Annotated in this window: 18 protein-coding genes; 3 read left to right on the forward strand and 15 right to left on the reverse strand. The window is 46.1% G+C overall.

Annotated features, from left to right (window positions below; translation table 11 throughout):
• Window positions 1-7: 7 nt before the first annotated feature.
• From AC6R1A_RS15345 to ccoN, 5 genes are all read right to left on the reverse strand, one after another.
• Window positions 8-487, reverse strand: coding sequence for a FixH family protein (locus AC6R1A_RS15345; protein WP_500638598.1), 480 nt, complete (start codon window positions 485-487; stop codon window positions 8-10).
• A gap of 104 nt (window positions 488-591) precedes the next feature.
• Window positions 592-1,569 carry a cytochrome-c oxidase, cbb3-type subunit III gene (ccoP, locus tag AC6R1A_RS15350; protein WP_334555359.1) on the reverse strand — a complete coding sequence of 326 codons (978 nt, stop codon included), beginning with the start codon at window positions 1,567-1,569 and terminating at the stop codon, window positions 592-594.
• Window positions 1,566-1,742: a cbb3-type cytochrome oxidase subunit 3 gene (locus AC6R1A_RS15355; RefSeq protein WP_334555360.1), complete on the reverse strand. Its 177-nt coding sequence runs from the start codon at window positions 1,740-1,742 to the stop codon at window positions 1,566-1,568. Before AC6R1A_RS15355 ends, ccoP begins: the two co-directional genes overlap by 4 nt.
• A 15-nt stretch (window positions 1,743-1,757) precedes the next feature.
• Window positions 1,758-2,378, reverse strand: a complete 621-nt coding sequence (ccoO, locus tag AC6R1A_RS15360; RefSeq protein ID WP_334555361.1) for a cytochrome-c oxidase, cbb3-type subunit II — start codon at window positions 2,376-2,378, stop codon at window positions 1,758-1,760.
• Between the two features lie 12 nt (window positions 2,379-2,390).
• On the reverse strand, window positions 2,391-3,818 hold the full coding sequence (ccoN, locus tag AC6R1A_RS15365) for a cytochrome-c oxidase, cbb3-type subunit I (protein WP_334555362.1): 1,428 nt from the start codon (window positions 3,816-3,818) through the stop codon (window positions 2,391-2,393).
• 258 nt (window positions 3,819-4,076) lie between these two features.
• Between ccoN and AC6R1A_RS15370 the strand changes: the two genes are divergently transcribed.
• The gene (locus tag AC6R1A_RS15370) at window positions 4,077-4,439 is read left to right on the forward strand and encodes a hypothetical protein (RefSeq protein ID WP_500633386.1); all 363 of its coding nucleotides are present in this window, start codon (window positions 4,077-4,079) and stop codon (window positions 4,437-4,439) included.
• Window positions 4,440-5,133: 694 nt separating this feature from the next.
• On the opposite strand, the gene AC6R1A_RS15375 is transcribed toward AC6R1A_RS15370, so the two are convergent.
• The 3 genes from AC6R1A_RS15375 to matP form a co-directional block, all read right to left on the reverse strand.
• Complete coding sequence (locus AC6R1A_RS15375) at window positions 5,134-5,448, reverse strand: hypothetical protein (RefSeq protein WP_500631058.1); 315 nt, start codon at window positions 5,446-5,448, stop codon at window positions 5,134-5,136.
• A gap of 102 nt (window positions 5,449-5,550) precedes the next feature.
• The gene (locus AC6R1A_RS15380) at window positions 5,551-5,862 is read right to left on the reverse strand and encodes a DUF3634 family protein (protein WP_487901990.1); all 312 of its coding nucleotides are present in this window, start codon (window positions 5,860-5,862) and stop codon (window positions 5,551-5,553) included.
• A gap of 9 nt (window positions 5,863-5,871) precedes the next feature.
• Window positions 5,872-6,318 carry a macrodomain Ter protein MatP gene (gene matP, locus AC6R1A_RS15385; RefSeq protein WP_500631057.1) on the reverse strand — a complete coding sequence of 149 codons (447 nt, stop codon included), beginning with the start codon at window positions 6,316-6,318 and terminating at the stop codon, window positions 5,872-5,874.
• A 228-nt stretch (window positions 6,319-6,546) separates the two neighbouring features.
• On the opposite strand from matP, the gene AC6R1A_RS15390 reads away from it, so the two are divergent.
• Window positions 6,547-8,193 carry a S16 family serine protease gene (locus AC6R1A_RS15390; protein ID WP_500633387.1) on the forward strand — a complete coding sequence of 549 codons (1,647 nt, stop codon included), beginning with the start codon at window positions 6,547-6,549 and terminating at the stop codon, window positions 8,191-8,193.
• 92 nt (window positions 8,194-8,285) lie between these two features.
• Window positions 8,286-8,804 (forward strand): bifunctional 3-hydroxydecanoyl-ACP dehydratase/trans-2-decenoyl-ACP isomerase, encoded by a 519-nt coding sequence (gene fabA / locus AC6R1A_RS15395; RefSeq protein WP_500633388.1) that lies wholly within the window; start codon window positions 8,286-8,288, stop codon window positions 8,802-8,804.
• Window positions 8,805-8,936: 132 nt separating this feature from the next.
• Here fabA and rmf read toward each other — a convergent pair whose 3' ends face one another.
• The 7 genes from rmf to pyrD form a co-directional block, all read right to left on the reverse strand.
• Window positions 8,937-9,110, reverse strand: a complete 174-nt coding sequence (gene rmf / locus AC6R1A_RS15400; protein ID WP_334555374.1) for a ribosome modulation factor — start codon at window positions 9,108-9,110, stop codon at window positions 8,937-8,939.
• 165 nt (window positions 9,111-9,275) lie between these two features.
• Window positions 9,276-10,856, reverse strand: coding sequence for a DUF3466 family protein (locus AC6R1A_RS15405; RefSeq protein WP_500633389.1), 1,581 nt, complete (start codon window positions 10,854-10,856; stop codon window positions 9,276-9,278).
• Between the two features lie 8 nt (window positions 10,857-10,864).
• Window positions 10,865-12,781, reverse strand: a complete 1,917-nt coding sequence (locus AC6R1A_RS15410) for an ABC transporter ATP-binding protein (protein WP_500633390.1) — start codon at window positions 12,779-12,781, stop codon at window positions 10,865-10,867.
• Window positions 12,759-13,001 (reverse strand): glutaredoxin family protein, encoded by a 243-nt coding sequence (locus AC6R1A_RS15415; protein WP_487901995.1) that lies wholly within the window; start codon window positions 12,999-13,001, stop codon window positions 12,759-12,761. Before AC6R1A_RS15415 ends, AC6R1A_RS15410 begins: the two co-directional genes overlap by 23 nt.
• A 32-nt stretch (window positions 13,002-13,033) precedes the next feature.
• A complete protein-coding gene (gene rlmKL, locus AC6R1A_RS15420; protein ID WP_500633391.1) occupies window positions 13,034-15,169 on the reverse strand; it encodes a bifunctional 23S rRNA (guanine(2069)-N(7))-methyltransferase RlmK/23S rRNA (guanine(2445)-N(2))-methyltransferase RlmL in 2,136 nt (711 codons plus the stop codon).
• A gap of 512 nt (window positions 15,170-15,681) precedes the next feature.
• A complete protein-coding gene (locus tag AC6R1A_RS15425; protein WP_500633392.1) occupies window positions 15,682-16,227 on the reverse strand; it encodes a cell division protein ZapC in 546 nt (181 codons plus the stop codon).
• A gap of 190 nt (window positions 16,228-16,417) precedes the next feature.
• On the reverse strand, window positions 16,418-17,428 hold the full coding sequence (gene pyrD, locus AC6R1A_RS15430; RefSeq protein WP_500631052.1) for a quinone-dependent dihydroorotate dehydrogenase: 1,011 nt from the start codon (window positions 17,426-17,428) through the stop codon (window positions 16,418-16,420).
• Window positions 17,429-17,464 lie beyond the last annotated feature (36 nt).

Genomic DNA, 17,464 nt, shown 5'->3' on the forward strand with positions numbered 1-17,464 from the left:
ACATCAATTAGTTGGAAAGAGGGATGGCCATCTTAGAAGGGAATGTCACGCGGCCTTGAATTAACCATTGTGCATCATGAGGGGTCAGTTCGATAAACCAGGGGCCTTGCAGCGCCTCGTCGAGCTCAAAGCGATATTGACCTTTGGCGTCAGACGTCAGTAATCGGCTAAAATCGCGATCAGGCAGTGTGCGATGGGCAAACATCGCGGTGATTGCGGGGAAGTGTTCGAGAGTGCCTTTATCAAGCGTGATGACGATAGCGTTTTCGTCAGAGACGACTTGAGCGCTGAGTCCTAACTCTTTTGCAACGTTAATCTTTGAAATATCAACGTTGATCCCTTTTCCTTTTTTATAGTAATCCTCAGTAACCAGGTCGACCGAGTTCTGAGTGAAAATAACGACCGTTATAATAGTCCACACCACCACGATCGATGGAAGGATGATTAGAAACCACGGCCAAAACTGCTTATACCAAGGCTTTTCCATAAAAAAGTTCTCAATTTATAAAATGAAATCAGGGCTTTAACTGTAAAGGAAAGACAGCCCCATTACCATCTGTTGACAGCATGGGGCTGGAATTGAAATGTAACTTATTGTTCTGAGTTGCTTAGGCTCCATACATAGGCAGCGACAAGTTGCACTTTGTCTTCACCTAGTATGTCTTTCCAAGCTGGCATTACGCCTGAGCGGCCGTTCATGACCGTCTCTGTCACTTCAGCACGCGAGCCACCGAACAACCAATCTTGGTCAGTCAGATCCGGTGCACCCACAGCTGGATTACCTTTACCGTCCGTACCATGACAAGCCGCACAAACCGCAAAACGTACTTTACCCGCTTCTGCTTCGCGCGCGTTCACGCTACGACCTGACAAGCTCAGCGTATAGCTCACGACTTCTTTCACGCCTTCTTCGCCAAGCGCATCTTTCCACGCAGGCATTTGACCGATTCGGCCTTGCATGATGGTGGTCACGATAGCTTCTGGCTCGCCACCGTATAGCCATGCGTCGTCAGTCAAATTAGGGAATCCTTTTTGACCACGAGCGTCAGAGCCGTGACACTGCGAACAGTTTTGTAAGAACAGGCGCTGACCCACTTTTACTGCTTCATCATCCGCTGCAATCGCAGGGATAGGGCGCAGATCAGAGGAGCCATCAACATACGCAAGTCGCTTGAATGCTTCACCAAAGTAGGCATCTGCATCATCAAGCTCTTTGGCGTATTGTACTAGCTGCTTGTTCTCTTGAGAGGCGGCAATCGACGCTTTTGACTCTTCAACCGAACGAACGGTTTGATCTGAGCTCTGCCAGCCCAAGACACCTTTAAAGCTGCCAAGACCTGGATAAAGCGTTAAATAGATCGCTGCAAATACGAACGTACCAATGAAAAGGTAGGTCCACCATTTAGGTAGAGGATTGTTAAGCTCACGAATACCATCGTATTCATGGCCCATATCAGCGCCTTCCTCTACGCCCATTTTGTCTTTAAGACACCAGATAAGTAGTGCAGCACAGCCGACCAGTGTTCCGACCGTGATGATAATTATCCAAAGACTCCAAAACGTCGTCATTGCTTAGTCACTCCCTGTTCTTTTTTGGGCTGTTCAATCTCGTCAGCAAAGACAAGGTTGGCATCTTCTTCGAAGCGAGCTTTACGGTTTTTGCCGTAAGCCCACCACACAACGCCAATAAAGCTCACGAACAGAACGATGGTCCAAATACTGTGAATAGTACCGATATCCATTACGTCACCCCTTATTTACTTCATTGCGTGACCAAGAGACTGAAGATAAGCAATGATGGCATCCATCTCTGTTTTACCTTCTACATCTTTAGACGCGTTTGCGATTTGTTCATCTGTGTAAGGCACGCCGAATAGGTCGCGGAAAATACGCAGTTTCTTCTCAGTGTCCTTACCATCCAGTTCATTGTCAGCCAGCCATGGGAAACCAGGCATGTTTGACTCAGGAACCAACTCGCGTGGGTCAATCAAGTGAACGCGGTGCCACTCGTCAGAGTAACGGCCACCAACGCGCGCAAGATCTGGACCTGTACGCTTAGAGCCCCATAAGAACGGATGCTCCCAAACGCTTTCGCCCGCGACGGAGTAGTGACCGTAGCGCTCTGTTTCCGAACGGAAAGGACGAATCATTTGGCTGTGACACACGTTACAACCTTCGCGAATGTAAATATCACGACCTTCGAGTTCCAGCGCAGAATAGGGACGCAAGTTTTCAACCGGCTCCGTTGTCTGTTTTTGGAAAATCAGTGGCGTGATTTCTACCAGCGCACCCAAACTGATGGCAAACACAATCAGGATCGCAAGCAAACCGACATTACGTTCTACTAGTTCGTGGCGATTGTTAGAATTTGAACTCATTCTTTAATCTCCTTATGCCGGTTGCGGGATAGCTTTCAGGCTATCTTTTGGCGCGGTAACGGTTTTGTACGTGTTGTATGCCATGAGGAACATACCTGCTAGGAAGATGAAGCCACCTAGGAAACGAACAAAATAGAACGGGTAAGACGCTTGCACAGACTCTACAAAACTGTACGTTAATGTGCCGTCTGAGTTCACTGCGCGCCACATTAGGCCCTGCATAACGCCCGAAATCCACATCGCGACGATGTAAAGAACAGTACCGATAGTGGCAAGCCAGAAGTGGGCGTTGATCATGCCAACAGAGTACATACGTTGCTGACCGAACAGACGCGGAACCAAGTGGTAAACCGAACCAATCGACACCATAGCAACCCAACCTAACGCCCCTGAGTGCACGTGACCGATTGTCCAGTCAGTGTAGTGGGAAAGGGCATTGACGGTCTTAATCGACATCATCGGGCCTTCAAAGGTTGACATGCCATAAAACGACAGAGATACGATGAGGAAACGCAAAATTGGGTCATAACGAAGTTTGTGCCATGCGCCAGATAGCGTCATGATGCCGTTGATCATGCCACCCCAAGAAGGTGCGAACAGTACGAGAGACATCACCATACCGAGCGACTGAGTCCAGTCAGGCAGAGCCGTGTAGTGAAGGTGGTGTGGGCCTGCCCAGATGTATAGCGAGACCAATGCCCAGAAGTGAACAATCGATAAACGGTATGAATAAACGGGACGTTCAGCTTGCTTCGGAACAAAGTAGTACATCATGCCAAGGAAGCCAGCGGTCAGTAGGAAACCTACCGCGTTGTGTCCGTACCACCATTGTACCATTGCATCAACGGCACCGGAGTAGACAGAGTAAGACTTACCCATAGAAACCGGAATCGCCATGCTGTTGACAATATGCAATACAGCGACAGTGATGATGAACGCACCAAAGAACCAGTTTGCCACGTAGATGTGTGATGTTTTACGCGTAATCAGTGTGCCGAAGAACACTACTGCGTAAGCCACCCAGACAACAGCGATCGCAATATCGATCGGCCATTCTAGTTCCGCGTACTCTTTACCCGAGGTAAAACCGAGTGGGAGAGTGATCGCGGCTGCGAGGATAATTGCCTGCCAACCCCAGAAGGTGAAGGCGACGAGAGGGCCACCAAATAGACGTGTTTGACAAGTTCTCTGTACAACGTAATAAGACGTTGCGAATAGGGCACTTGTACCAAACGCAAAAATAACCGCATTAGTATGCAGAGGACGTAAGCGACTGTACGTCAACCACGGCGTATCAAAGTTTAGCTGTGGCCAAACTAATTGAGCGGCAATCAAAACACCAACAGCCATGCCGACGATACCCCAGAGAATAGTCACTAAGGTAAACTGACGGACGACCGTATAGTTGTAGTTTTGTTCTAGCTGCTTTTCTTGGCTCATTTGCATGCTTCCAATTTCTAATTAACTACACTTTACTTCCAACACGACACATGTCGTAATGCCACCCAAAACCTCAAGAAAATGTCGCCAATCTCAGTTGGTTAAATAATCTTGCCAGTTTTTAAAAAAAGTGGCACTTTCAGCCGCCAACTATACTTCATTTAACAATTCAATGACAGCATAGTAACCTTACACTTGGTCAGGTTTTGGCCTTTTATTTTAAAAGTTTGAAGTTTGTTACACGGAGAACCCAACAGAATGGCTGCCCAAAAACTAACAAGAGGTCGTTTTGCTCAAATAATCATCATGTTAACCCTGCTTCTGACGGCGTTTTTCTGGCGTACTATCACGCACAAAGATGCGATAGAAGTGGTGTGCGAACTCAAACCCGCGTGCACATTTGTTGTCGAAAACGACCGCTTCACCGCAAAATTTGAGGCAAACGAGATTATCATCACCAAGCCCAATACAAACTGGCTGCTAAAATCGTTAGAATCACCGCAAACAATTACGGAAAGTGATACTGACTGGAGACTCGAGGCTACCGTCAATGAAGCGTTAAGTCTAAGCTTGCAAGACCTCAACAAGACCAAAGAAGCGACAATCAAGTTTCGAATGTAACTGAGCCCAAATTTGGGAAAATTAACGTCCTACAATCCATTTTGATAGCCAATGGCTCGAACAGTGAGATGTTAAATTTGACGCGAACGAGAGAGAAAACGTGCGAGTTCTTCGTCGAAATCACAAATTATGGTATCGCTCAGCACTAATAATCAGCTTTGGAAATCTTTGATTAACAAACTGATTATTAGGTATTTTATGGTAAATGAAATTATGTTTAATGGAATAGCTTATGGGATGGGTAGATTGGATAGGGAGTGGTCTTTCCTGTGTTTTTCTAAAGTACATTTAACATAATATACATAATGCGTACTGTTATGTAGGCACAATCAAGTTGTGTCAGATTCTAGTCTAGCTATTTATAGTTATCCTTATTTGCTTAATTAAATTTTTGAGCTTTGAGGACCTCAACCGATGCTAATTCCCATGAGTGGCCAAGAAATTAATCGCTTCTAAATACGATACCGCCTTCATCAAATCCAAGGCAGACATCCTAAAACGTTTATCGAGTCAGCTAAGTCAATATAGCGTCTTTTCTTTGGCACATTTCCCCCGGGGCGATCCTAGTAACCGACATTATCCCGCTGCTTTTCTTGGTTCAACTGCGAAGATTTGAGTTTAGATTTTTCGTGCCAGTTTGCTTATCAGGTTAATTGGTGGTTTGTATTTACCTCAAACAAATTAGTTATAGTGCCTAATATCTACTAACATGGATATGAATGATGGCGTGTGGGATTGAGGATTTGTAACGCTTTCCTTTGGGGATCACTTTCTTTGACTGGTCACATACCTGATGATCACCAGATGAGTTAACTCGGATAACTTTCAGATACTTATCGTCAAATTTGGTGTGTACGTATACGTCACAAAAGCCTTGAACACCAGATTTGTTTAACTGCTTTAGCACTTGTTTCTTGATCTTTTTTGCTACAGTGTAACGCTCTGCATCATCAGCAAAAGCTGAGAATGCGTGAAAGAAACAAAAGAGAAAGATTAGTAAAGATTTCATGTGGTCACCTCCTCTACCACCTTACTTATTGCAAGGTGGCGTGGTGAGACTAGATGACCGTTTTACGACGAGGCACTTTAATTATCATGCGAAAGCCATACGTTAATGGGCTTTCTTTCCGGATTTCGATTTAAACCCTTGGTGTGGAAATACATTTCTAATGCGTTGCTGGACCTTTTTAGGAACTTGCTTAGAGAACACAAGTTTAGTCCCGGTACGTTGTTGATACACTTTCAACTCCCCATCAAAAGGCGTTCTTTCCGCAATCTCTAAGACATTGTGGCGAAAGCTTGGTGGGAAATGGCCTTTCTCGCTTTCTAATTTACCGTTTACGAACTTCGCTTTTAAAATCGGTCTATCGACGGCGACTAACCAAAAGATAACGACCGCCGCAATGACAATCACATACAACATACAAACCCCTTAATCTAACAGCTTACTTAAATCTTCTTTCAAGCTACTCACCGTCTTACTCGCTTTTTCGCTGCGTGATGCTTCGGTGAGTAAGTATTCGATAGCATCTGACAAGGTACACCCCAACTCATTCGCGCGATAAGACAGTTTCTCCCACACACGATAATCAAGATCGATGGACTTCTTCTTGGTGTGGATTTGTTCTGCATTGAAGTGACGCTTTCTTTTGGCTCGGATTGCTTGCTTTAACTTGATGTCCAACTCGGGCGACATGTGTTTGTCTATCCATTCAAGAACCTTTACTGGCTCGTGCTGGATTTGCTGAAGAGACTTAACAGCGGTCTCGGCTTCACTTCGATCAACATAGCGTGTAATCGACTCACCGGCCTTCCATTTGTTGATGAGATAAGTCCACTTCCATCCGCATTCCAAGTTTTCCAATTGTTGGTATTTCATGTCAGCCGTTCCCTAGTCGTTCTTCCCCTAACCGTTTGAGTGACAGCGTAACTCACAACGCGCTGAGTTGAAAGTGATTTGTGAGCAAATTAAGAGCAAGAGCAATGACACAATACGTTATTGCCCGTTATGCCCCCCGATATGTAACTTATACATGATCCCCCTATATAAGCCGGGCAGTTTTCTATATAATTCCACTCCATTTTTTAATAAAACAATTGGATTTCAATGAAGCAAGAAAGCTGGCGCACTGTGACCCCACACTATGATCATTTTGACGCGGTGTTGGCTCAATTCTCGACTCTACCGCAAGTGAGTTTTCTCGATATTCAAACGCGCCTTAAGCAGACATTGAACACGTTTTGCAAACTGGAACACTATCGTTGCCTAGTGCTTAATGCACCGGATAATGCACACTACCGAAGCCTGCTGAAGCAATCCCTTCACAAGGTTGATGAGTCCAAACATGTTCTATGCTCTGAGTCCATTGACGCATCCTCACTTTTAGGTCACTACAGTTGCAATGAATCTGGTGACGTTGTCACCAAAATAACGGGGCAACTCCAACAAGCGACTGACGACGGAATCGTCATTATCTCTGCCAACTTGCTACTTGCTCACCCTGTTCATTGGCCAGCAATCAAGTCAGCGATAATGGGAGAGTCCTACCCGCTGATCAATAGCAACCCCGCGCGCCCCGCGAATCAAGCCCCTACGGCAATAACCCAAGCAAAACTCATCGTATTGGGCGATCAACACCAACTCGCTGAGCTCGAATACCTAGAACCTGAGCTTTTTAGCCGCCTGGCGATGTACAGCGAGGTGGAGCTAGATGTTGCTCTCAACCAAGCGACCATTGAACGTTACTTGGGCTATCTCTCCTGGTTATCGACACAGTACCAACTTCCAAGCTTGGAGGTAGATGCGGTTAAGCGCGTCATGGTTGCCGGTGCAAGGCACACGGAAGACCAAAGCTTTATGCCACTTGATGTGAGTTGGTATCAATCGATTATTAAAGAGGCACTGCTATTTTCTAAGAGCGATGTCATCACTGCCAACGACATAGAAAGTGCGATTGATGCTAAGTACCAGCGTGAGTCATATCTTTGTGAGCGCGCCCTGTCGGACATCACCGAAGGACAAGTCGTGATTGAAACGCAAGGTGAGTGTGTTGGCCAAGTGAATGGACTCACTGTGATTGATGTCCCAGGACACCCGCTCTCATACGGTGAGCCGGCTCGTATCTCTTGCGTGATTCATTTTGGTGATGGCGACATCTCTGATGTAGAGCGAAAGGCCGAGCTAGGCGGCAATTTACACGCGAAAGGCATGATGATCATGCAAGCGTTCGTCAGCAGCGCACTCAATCTCGATGAACCACTGCCATATTCCGCGTCTGTCGTGTTTGAGCAGTCGTATAGCGAAGTGGATGGTGACAGTGCGACTCTCGCTGAGCTCTGCTCTTTTGTCAGTGCCCTTTCCGAGTACCCTATTAATCAGCAAATTGCCGTAACGGGTGCGGTCGATCAGTTTGGTCGTGTTCAGGCGGTCGGTGGATTAAACGAGAAAATCGAAGGTTTTTATCACGTCTGTAAGCACCAGGGATTCACCGGGCATCAAGGCGTCATTTTACCTAAGACGAACTTAAAACACTTAGCGCTTCACAAAGACGTCATAGAAAGTATCAAGAATAACGAGTTCCATATTTGGTCGGTGTCTACAGTTGATGAGGCCATCCCGTTGATCATGGGTAAGCCCTTCCGAGGAGAAGACGAATCGAGCGTTATCAGCAAAATCGCTGAGCGTATAGAGAGCTTTGAGCGCCATGACCAACCCCTAAGCTTAATGGACAAGATCAAGAGTTGGCTTAGCTAAAGCTTTCTTTTCGTCACATTTTTACTGATCGGAGTTGTTTAGCGTACACGTGTTCACTAACATGCTGCTATCAAAATTTGGAGTAATTGATAATGCAAAACAAACAAGATTCTTATAACCGCGAAGATTTACTGGCATCAAGTCAAGGTGAGCTGTTCGGACCAGGCTACCCTCAGCTTCCTGCACCGAACATGCTAATGATGGATCGCGTCACTAAGATGTCTGAAACAGAAGGTGATTTTGGTAAAGGTTTGATTCTGGCAGAGCTTGATATTACTCCTGACCTTTGGTTCTTTGATTGCCACTTCCCTGGTGACCCAGTGATGCCAGGCTGTCTTGGTCTTGATGCGATGTGGCAATTGGTTGGTTTCTTCCTCGGTTGGGTTGGCGGTAAAGGCAAAGGCCGTGCACTTGGCGTGGGTGAAGTGAAATTCACCGGTCAAATTCTCCCAACAGCGAAGAAAGTGACGTACGAAATTCACATGAAGCGCGTTGTTAACCGTAAGCTTGTTATGGGTCTAGCGGATGGTCGCGTACTTGTCGACGGTAAAGAGATTTACGTAGCGAAAGATCTTAAAGTTGGTCTTTTCCAAGATACGTCTGCTTTCTAACATTCTAAATCTTTTCTCTAGCGACTCACTCGAGTCGCTTTTTTGTGCTCAATCTGGCTAGTTATAGTGCACTAGATATCTACGATAAAGCCCCTTTCGGGGCTTAGTTCCTTGCAGTATGTGGGTTAAGAGTTATTTGTAGAGACCTGACTGCTTGTCGTCCCTGGCATCACGCCAACCACCGAGCCAATACGACCGAGCATCCATCTGCTGATACGGGCAGGCTTCCATTGAGCGGCCATTCAGCCCCGCTTTGTACCCTTGAGATTGAGCTCGCTCTAAGCGGTCACGCTTTTGTCTCTTCATAGTGTCGTCCTCATACATACGGTGTTTCTTAACGTACTACTATTAACTTTTCATGGAGCTTTTGTGACTCCACAGTTAAGAATCGTCGATCAACGGCACTTTCACAAGATATAAAAAAAGCACAGCGTCAAAATTGTGAGGCTGTGCTCTAGTTTAAAATTTAACCTACTTTCTACGGAACCCTAGGAATGAAAGTAGCATCAAAGCAAAGAAACCTAGTGAACCGCCCTGTCTGTCAACGGTGTCAGTAGTCGCGGCGGGACGTGACTCAATCGTTTGACTAGACGAGTTTGGTATAAGTTTAACTGCGACGACTTCACTACCGCTGTCGCAAGATGATTCAATTGAATACGTAGAGAATCCACCAGCACAATAATAAGCAGTGCCCGAAATGACACCTGCATCATTGATATCGGTCGCATCAATAATACGATACTCATTATTTGTATCTGGTGAACTAGCAGAATAGGTGAGGTCATCTAGATAATGACTCGTTTTAATAGGTGTACTATTGCTGCTATCCAGCGTAGTAATGAATGCTCTCTGAGCTCGCGGTTTACCGTTGTACTCGCGGTGCGTTTCAAAATCAACCGCGCCAACCACTAAATCATCATTGTTGATACCACCAGCTTTACCGTTGGCACCGTAGAAAAGCACGTCATCGTTAAACAAAGTTGCAGTGGGAGAAGTGACATCACTGACGTAAAACAGGCCATTTGAATATGAACCATTTACGACAATGTCACGCAGTTTATAGGTTCCTATCGCCTTACCATTTTCATTGACAGCGGATACAACGGAGTTGAGGTAGTTACTAATGCTCCTGTCGCCAGAGTCGAAACCGGATACGAAGGTACTTGACCAACTATTTGCTCCCGTTCTGGTAAATACAGCAGCTCTTAAGTATTCATCACTGTCGCTATTATACCCGACTGCGTACATCGTACCATCTACAGACGCAATATCTCTAGCTGCACCTTGAGGTTGAATACGATCGTTGGACGCGGCTCCAATCCACCCGATTTGCGTTGCTGTACCATCTTCCCAAATGGTTGCTTTGGATGTGTAGTCAGAAGAATTATTAGTGGCTGATATTGACACACTTCCCGCAACATATTTAATACCATCAGATTCAACATACTTCCATGCACGAGAAGTTTCTCCAGATTCTAACGTTGAATTACCAACGAAAGCGGTGTTTCTTCGAGTGGACGTTTGGTAGTTACCTACCGCTTCGCTACTTGATGAAATACTATTAACAACGACATTGCCAAAACTACTTTGAACAGGTTCTGTTACCGTCTCCACAAACGAAGCAGTACCATCAAAATTGTTACTCTCTTCGTTCAAGTAGCCATAAGTATACTGGTTGGTAGCCCAGTTCTCGCACAAAGTATCCGCATACCCAAGATAGTTATAGCAGTAATTTCTGAAATTCGACCAAACATCATCACCTGAGTCAATATAATCGAAACCAAAACGCGTCAAGAATGGGGCCTCATGACGGTATTCAAAGCCTTCATTATAGTTCTTGCCTTCAAATGCAATCTTATGATCTGTTGCATGAGTAGAACTACAATCTGTGTTCCAGCAATTTACTGAAGACGGCTGAATCGCGACACCATAATGTTTGTCGTATCCAGAGTTGTCATATCTCTCTACAACTTTATATAACGCCGCATTAGCACTAAATGCCGCCGATACCGTGGCGGCAATCATGGATATTTTGAAGATCTTACTACTCATCGTATTGTTTAACTTTCCTGTTGCATTGCCTCGAGCTCTTCCCAACGCTCGAAAGCAACGTCTAACTCTTGCTCTGTATGAGCGAGCTTATCTAAAATCGTTTGTGTTTGCTCAGTCGGTTTGGCGAAGAAATCTGGGTCATTCACCTGCCCTTGTAGCGCTTCAATTTGCGCCTCGAGCTCTTCCAACTTAGCGGGTAAGGCTTCTAATTCTCGCTGCAGTTTATAAGATAACTTCTTCGGTTTTGCCTTAGTGACTGCAGATTTGGGAGTTTCCTCAACTTGTTTAACTGCTTTTGCTGAATTTTCCACCACGCGGGCTTGATGCGCTTGTACTCTTTGTTGCTGAGCATCGTGGTAGCCACCAACAAACTCTTCAATCACACCATTACCTTCAAAGATCCAACTGGTCGTCACTGTGTTATCAACAAACTGACGATCGTGGCTCACCAAAAGCAACGTACCCTGATAGTTGGCAAGCAAATCTTCTAAAAGTTCCAGAGTTTCGATATCCAAATCGTTGGTGGGTTCATCCAGCACCAATAAATTGTTCGGTCTGAGGAAGATACGCGCCAGAAGTAGTCGGTTTTTTTCACCGCCAGAGAGCGCTTTTACCGGTGTACGCGCGCGTTTTGGCGCAAACAAGAAATCTTGCAGGTAGCTCAGTGCGTGCCTTGGCTTTCCGCCGACCATCACTTCTTGTTTACCGTCTGCAAGGTTGTCGATCACCGTCTTTTCCGGGTCTAGTATTTCTCGATACTGGTCAAAGTAAGCGACTTCCAGTTTAGTTCCGCAGTGGAGTCTACCGCTATCAGGCTGTAAAGAGCCAAGTAACAGCTTGAGAAGCGTACTCTTCCCACATCCATTCGGCCCAACCAATGCAATCCGATCGCCACGCATGATATTGAAAGAGAAATCGCGCACAATTGGGTTACCCTCAATGGAGTAATTGATGTTCTGCGCTTCGAAAACAATTTTTCCTGAACGCGCAGCGTCATCAATCTGGATATTCGCTTTACCCTGCACTTCTCGCCTGTCGAGACGCTCCTCGCGTAACTTTTTCAGCGCACGAACACGTCCTTCGTTACGCGTACGACGGGCTTTGATGCCCTGACGAATCCAAACCTCTTCTTGCGCCAGTTTCTTATCAAACTCTGCGTTTTGCACCTCCTCAACGCGCAACATCTCTTCTTTTTCTACGAGATAGTTGTCGTAATCTCCAGGAAACGAGGCAAGCTGACCGCGATCGAGATCGACGATGCGTGTCGCCATAGATTTGATAAAAGCGCGGTCGTGGGAGATAAAGATGATAGAACCACGAAAATCTTTCAGGAAGGTTTCTAACCACTCAATCGTGGTCACATCGAGATGGTTAGTCGGCTCATCAAGCAGCAATACATCGGGATCACGCACTAGAGCGCGTGCCAATGCGGCTTTACGCTGCCATCCACCTGACAAGTCGGTCAATTTAGTGTGGCCATCAAGTTTAAGCGCGGCTAGGACGTTTTTAATCCTGTCTTCGAAACGCCACGCACCAGTGTGTTCAAGTTGCTCCTGAATACGGGCTAATTTGTTGATGTTTTGCTCAGATGGATCAACCGCTAATAGATCGAGTTGATCTTGGTAGATCTTAATTTGCTCACCAATTTCAGCCAGTCCACCCGCGACATAATCAAACACGGTGCCTTCTTGATTTCGTGGCGGATCTTGCTCAAGACGTGATACCACCACATCTTGCGTGACGGTCAGTTTACCGTCGTCAAGCAGCACTTCGCCCGCGAGCACTTTCATGAGCGTCGATTTACCAGCGCCATTTCGCCCAACCAAACAGACACGCTCATTGTCTTGTAATGCGAAGTCTGCGTGGTCAAGTAAAGGGTGATCACCGTATGCGAGTAATCCGTTATTGATGGTAAGTAATGCCATTATTCTCTAACCATTGAATCAGTTGTTGTTTGTCAAAGGGCCAATTAAGCTCACTCTCGTTTGCGCGAAGCACAGGAATAGTGACACCGTAACGAGAGAAGAGCTTATCGTCGAACGCGATATCGACGTGCTCAACGAGACGGTCAATGCCGACGCTTTGACAGAGCGAAAACGCCATCTCACAGAGATGGCATCCTTCAGTGCTGTATAAAGTAATCATCGATGCTCTCTATCCTTGTTCATACACCGAGTTTACTGGCGATGCGTGATCAACCAGCAGTTATGAATCTGTTTATTGCGAGCGAAGTCCATCGGCAACGTTTGGTGTGAGATATTCTTTGCCTCCAAACCAAGCTCGGACAGCGCATCATTGTCCATCTTAAAGTGACGCTTGTTGTTGGAGAACACAATCATACCGTCATTGCGCAATAGGCGTTTCAGCTGGCTCATCAGTTGAATGTGATCTCTTTGCACATCGAACGACTGCTCCATGCGCTTTGAGTTCGAGAACGTCGGGGGATCAATGAAGATGAGATCAAACTGAGCCGTCGATTTCTCAAGCCATTGCAAACAATCGGCTTGCTCGAAACGGTGTTGACGCCCCACTTGACCATTCAACGCCATGTTCTCTTTCGCCCAATCTAAATAGGTTTTGGACATGTCGACGGTGGTGGTCGACTTTGCACCACCACACGCAGCGTGGACGGTCGCAGAACCTGTGTACGCAAACAGGTTCAGGAAGTCCTTACCCTTTGCCATCTCTCCCAGTCTGCGACGTGTGATTTTATGATCTAAAAACAGGCCGGTATCGAGATAATCATGTAGGTTCACGAACAGCTTCACGCCGTACTCGGAGACCTCCATTTTTCGCGACTCTTGCGACAACTTCTGATATTGAGCGCGCCCTTTCTGCTTCTCACGGACTTTGAGCACGACTTTATTCGCATCGGTCCCCGTCACTTCAATCGTCGCTCGAATAATGTCGGTTAGACGTCGCTTTGCCGTTTCCTCTGGAATGCTTTTAGGTGCGGCATACTCTTGAATCACCAGGTGATCACAGTACACGTCAATCGCCACGTTGTAATCGGGCAGATCTGCATCGTAGACGCGATAGCAGTCAAGCTCTTCTTTACGCGCCCACTTACCAATTTTCGCAAGATTCTTTTTGAGTCGATTTGAGAAGTCAGGTGCAATACTGCTTTGACGAGTCTCACTCGACTCTGCATCTTTACGTGACTCTGCTGAGCGAGCTGAAATCGAGTAGTTCTTTTGGTGACAGGGTAACGCACCATTATTTAACTTAAACTGTTTCTCTGCACGCATGCGTAAACAGCTAAGCAACTCGTCAGAGCTTGAGAATATTGACGCGTGACAGCCACCAAATTCCGCCTTCAACTGGGCGCCGAACGCCGTATAAAGCGCAATTAAGCCAGGATGCGTACCTAGACGTTCACCGTAAGGTGGGTTACAGATCACGACTCCAGAATCGAAATCCGCTGGGCGTGTCACTTTTGTTGCGTCACTCACCTCAAAGTGGATCAGTCCATCGACACCCGCGCGACGGGCATTATCTTTGGCAATCTGAATCACGCGGCTATCGTTATCAAATCCGTAAAACTTAGAGTCAACTTTCTTGACACCACGACGAGCTTGAACCGCCGCTTCAGATTTAATTTCCGCCCACACCTCAGGTTCGAAATCTTCTAAGGATTCAAAGCTCCACTTTGCGCGTTTGACGCCTGGCGCCATGTTGGCTGCCATCATCGCAGCTTCTATTAGCAAGGTGCCAGAGCCACACATAGGATCAAGTAAGTTACTGCCTGCTTGCCAACCACTGCGTCCGATAATGGCTGCAGCGAGTGTCTCACGCAATGGCGCTCGGCCAGATTCGCTACGGTAACCCCGTTGGTGTAAGCCGCCACCGACCATATCAATACCTAACAAGGCTTTATCTTTGTGTAAGCGGACATGGATACGAAGATCACTATGATCTTTACTGATCGACGGTCTGGGTAAGTTTTTCTTTTCAAAGCAATCGACAACCGCATCTTTGACCTTCATCGCTCCATACTGACTGTTACGAATCTCGCGGTTTGTGCCGTTAAAATCCACGACAAACTTCTTTGAGCTGTGGAAATGGTTGACCCAGTTGACCGCAGAGGCAGCAAGGTAAAGATCCATATCATCATTACAGGTGAACTCTGAAAGCACGCGAACAAAACGTGAGGCCAAACGGCTCCATAGACACACACGATACACTTGCTCATTCGTGGCTTTAAAGCGAACCCCTGCCTGAACAGGTTTCGCGTCCTCTATTCCCAAGTTCGTCAGCTCTTCAACTAACAGGTTCTCCATACCATTGGATGTAACCGCAAGATATTGATGCATAGTGATGTTTATTTCTTTAAAAAATGACCCGGCATTATAACCGACATTCGTTCATTGCGTTACTCCCTGCGCACTTTATCTCACTTAATTACTACGTTAATCGATGATTCATTCACCACTCATCCTGTTTATGGTGCTCCGAACGGCATACCCATGATTTGTCGTACCTAATCCAACTTCACTTTTTGTAAGCAACAACGCTACGTACCTTTCAAGCGAAGTGAATACTTATTTACACTCAAATTGGTATATACCAGTAGGTATTTTAAGTGTAATTTTATTTCAGAAACACCTCAATAGAGGAATTTTTCGTTGAATTTGATGATTGTAAGGGTTCAGAGCGCGTGGTTTAGCTGGTCACTTGTTGAGCAAAACTGGCAACTAACTCACACTTGTGAGACAGATAAACGTTCAAAATTAAGAAAAAAAATCGGCGCTTGGCCGATGGAAATGAAAAATGAATCAAAGGAATGAATACAACGAGGAAAGTCTTATCGTTAATTCGCTAACAGCTAGCCCACCAGCGCCATAGGCTGCGTTTGAAACTGTTGGTTGGCCACACGCATGCGATCATGCATCACCTTAATGGCTTGGCCAAACTGGAGTGATTTAGAAGGGTTGAGGTGAAATGCTTCGAGACTAACCTGGGCACACAGGCTGGCGCTATCCCCAACTTCCAAAACAATAAAATAACCTTGGCTAAGCTGATTCGACAGATAAACAAAATAGCCCTCTTCAAGGGGTTGTTCACCGTCAGAAATATTGTCGAAAAACCAGCTTTTCGGTTGAACCGGCTTATGGAAACGCTTAGCCGCCACACAGTAGAGTGCGAGCTCAGCTTGACGCGGTTCACTAAGACCAAGGAGAGAGATTTGCTCTTTGTACGTTTGAAATGCAGACGCATCATCAACGCTAAATTCGTTAACGCCAACGGCACAGTCTACGATAAGTTTGCGGGAAAGGTTGGTTTTGAAGACCATGTTGTCACCGAGATCGAGCATAAGGTGCCCTTCGGTGTCATCATAGTACCAAGTCCATTTGTCACTGGGTTTAAGCATCGTTCCGTCTCTTCGCCTGATGGGTTTAGGTAAAACGCTTAATTACCTTTCCAAGTCTTAAGGCTGATTTTATGCACTCATTGGCAAAAAAAAAGAGGAAATGAATTCTCATTTCCTCTTAGATTACTCTATTTATAGTGATATATTTATCAGGTGACGGCGTCACTCTATCCAGAAATACAGGGACAGATTATAGATTTTTGACAATGTCTTTCACTAAGCCAGGGCCGTGGTAGATAAAACCAGAATAAACTTGTACTAGCTTTGCCCCTGCCATCAGTTTTTCTTTGGCGGCGACATATGAGTCGATACCACCCACACCAATCACAGGGATCGCATCCCCCAACTCTTCATGTAAACGTCGCACAACTTCGGTGCTGCGAGATTGCACTGGACGACCACTTAGGCCCCCTGCTTCGTTGGCGTGTTTCATTCCTTCCACAATCGATCGGTCGAGAGTCGTATTAGTCGCAATGACACCATCGATATTGTTCTTAAGGAGCGACTGACAGATCTGGCTGATCTCATCATCGCTCAGATCTGGTGCGATCTTAAGTGCTAATGGCACGTAGTTACTGTGTTTTTCAGCAAGCTCTGCTTGTTTGGCTTTGAGTTCACTCAATAATTCATCGAGCGCTTCACCATATTGCAACGAACGTAGTCCCGGAGTGTTTGGTGAGGAGATGTTGACAGCGATATAACCCGCATATTGGTAAACCTTCTCCATACAGATTAGGTAGTCATCGGCACCTTTTTCGATCGGTGTGTCTTTGTTCTTACCGATATTGATACCAAGTACGCAGTCATACTTGGCTTTTTTAACATTCTCGACAAGATTATCGACGCCGAGGTTGTTGAAACCCATGCGGTTGATGATCCCTTGTGCTTCAACAAGACGAAACAAACGCGGCTTGTCGTTACCCGGTTGCGGACGTGGTGTGACCGTCCCTACTTCGACAAAACCAAAACCCATGGCATCAAAGGCTTCAATACATTCGCCATTTTTGTCCAGACCCGCTGCAAGGCCTACTGGGTTGCGGAAAGTCAGACCCATGCACTCGACTGGGCGATGCGGGAGTTGCTGTCTGTAGAAAAGATCCAATGGTGTGCCGGTAAAACGTTTGAAGTTTTCAATGGCGAGATCGTGTGCCTTCTCGGCATCAAGTTGGAAAAAGCCAGCTCTGGCAAGACGGTAAAGCATTGTGCCTCCGAAAGAAAAAAGCCCCGTATAAACGGG

The sequence above is a fragment of the Vibrio sp. R10-SG3-ISO3 genome, assembly GCF_059834225.1.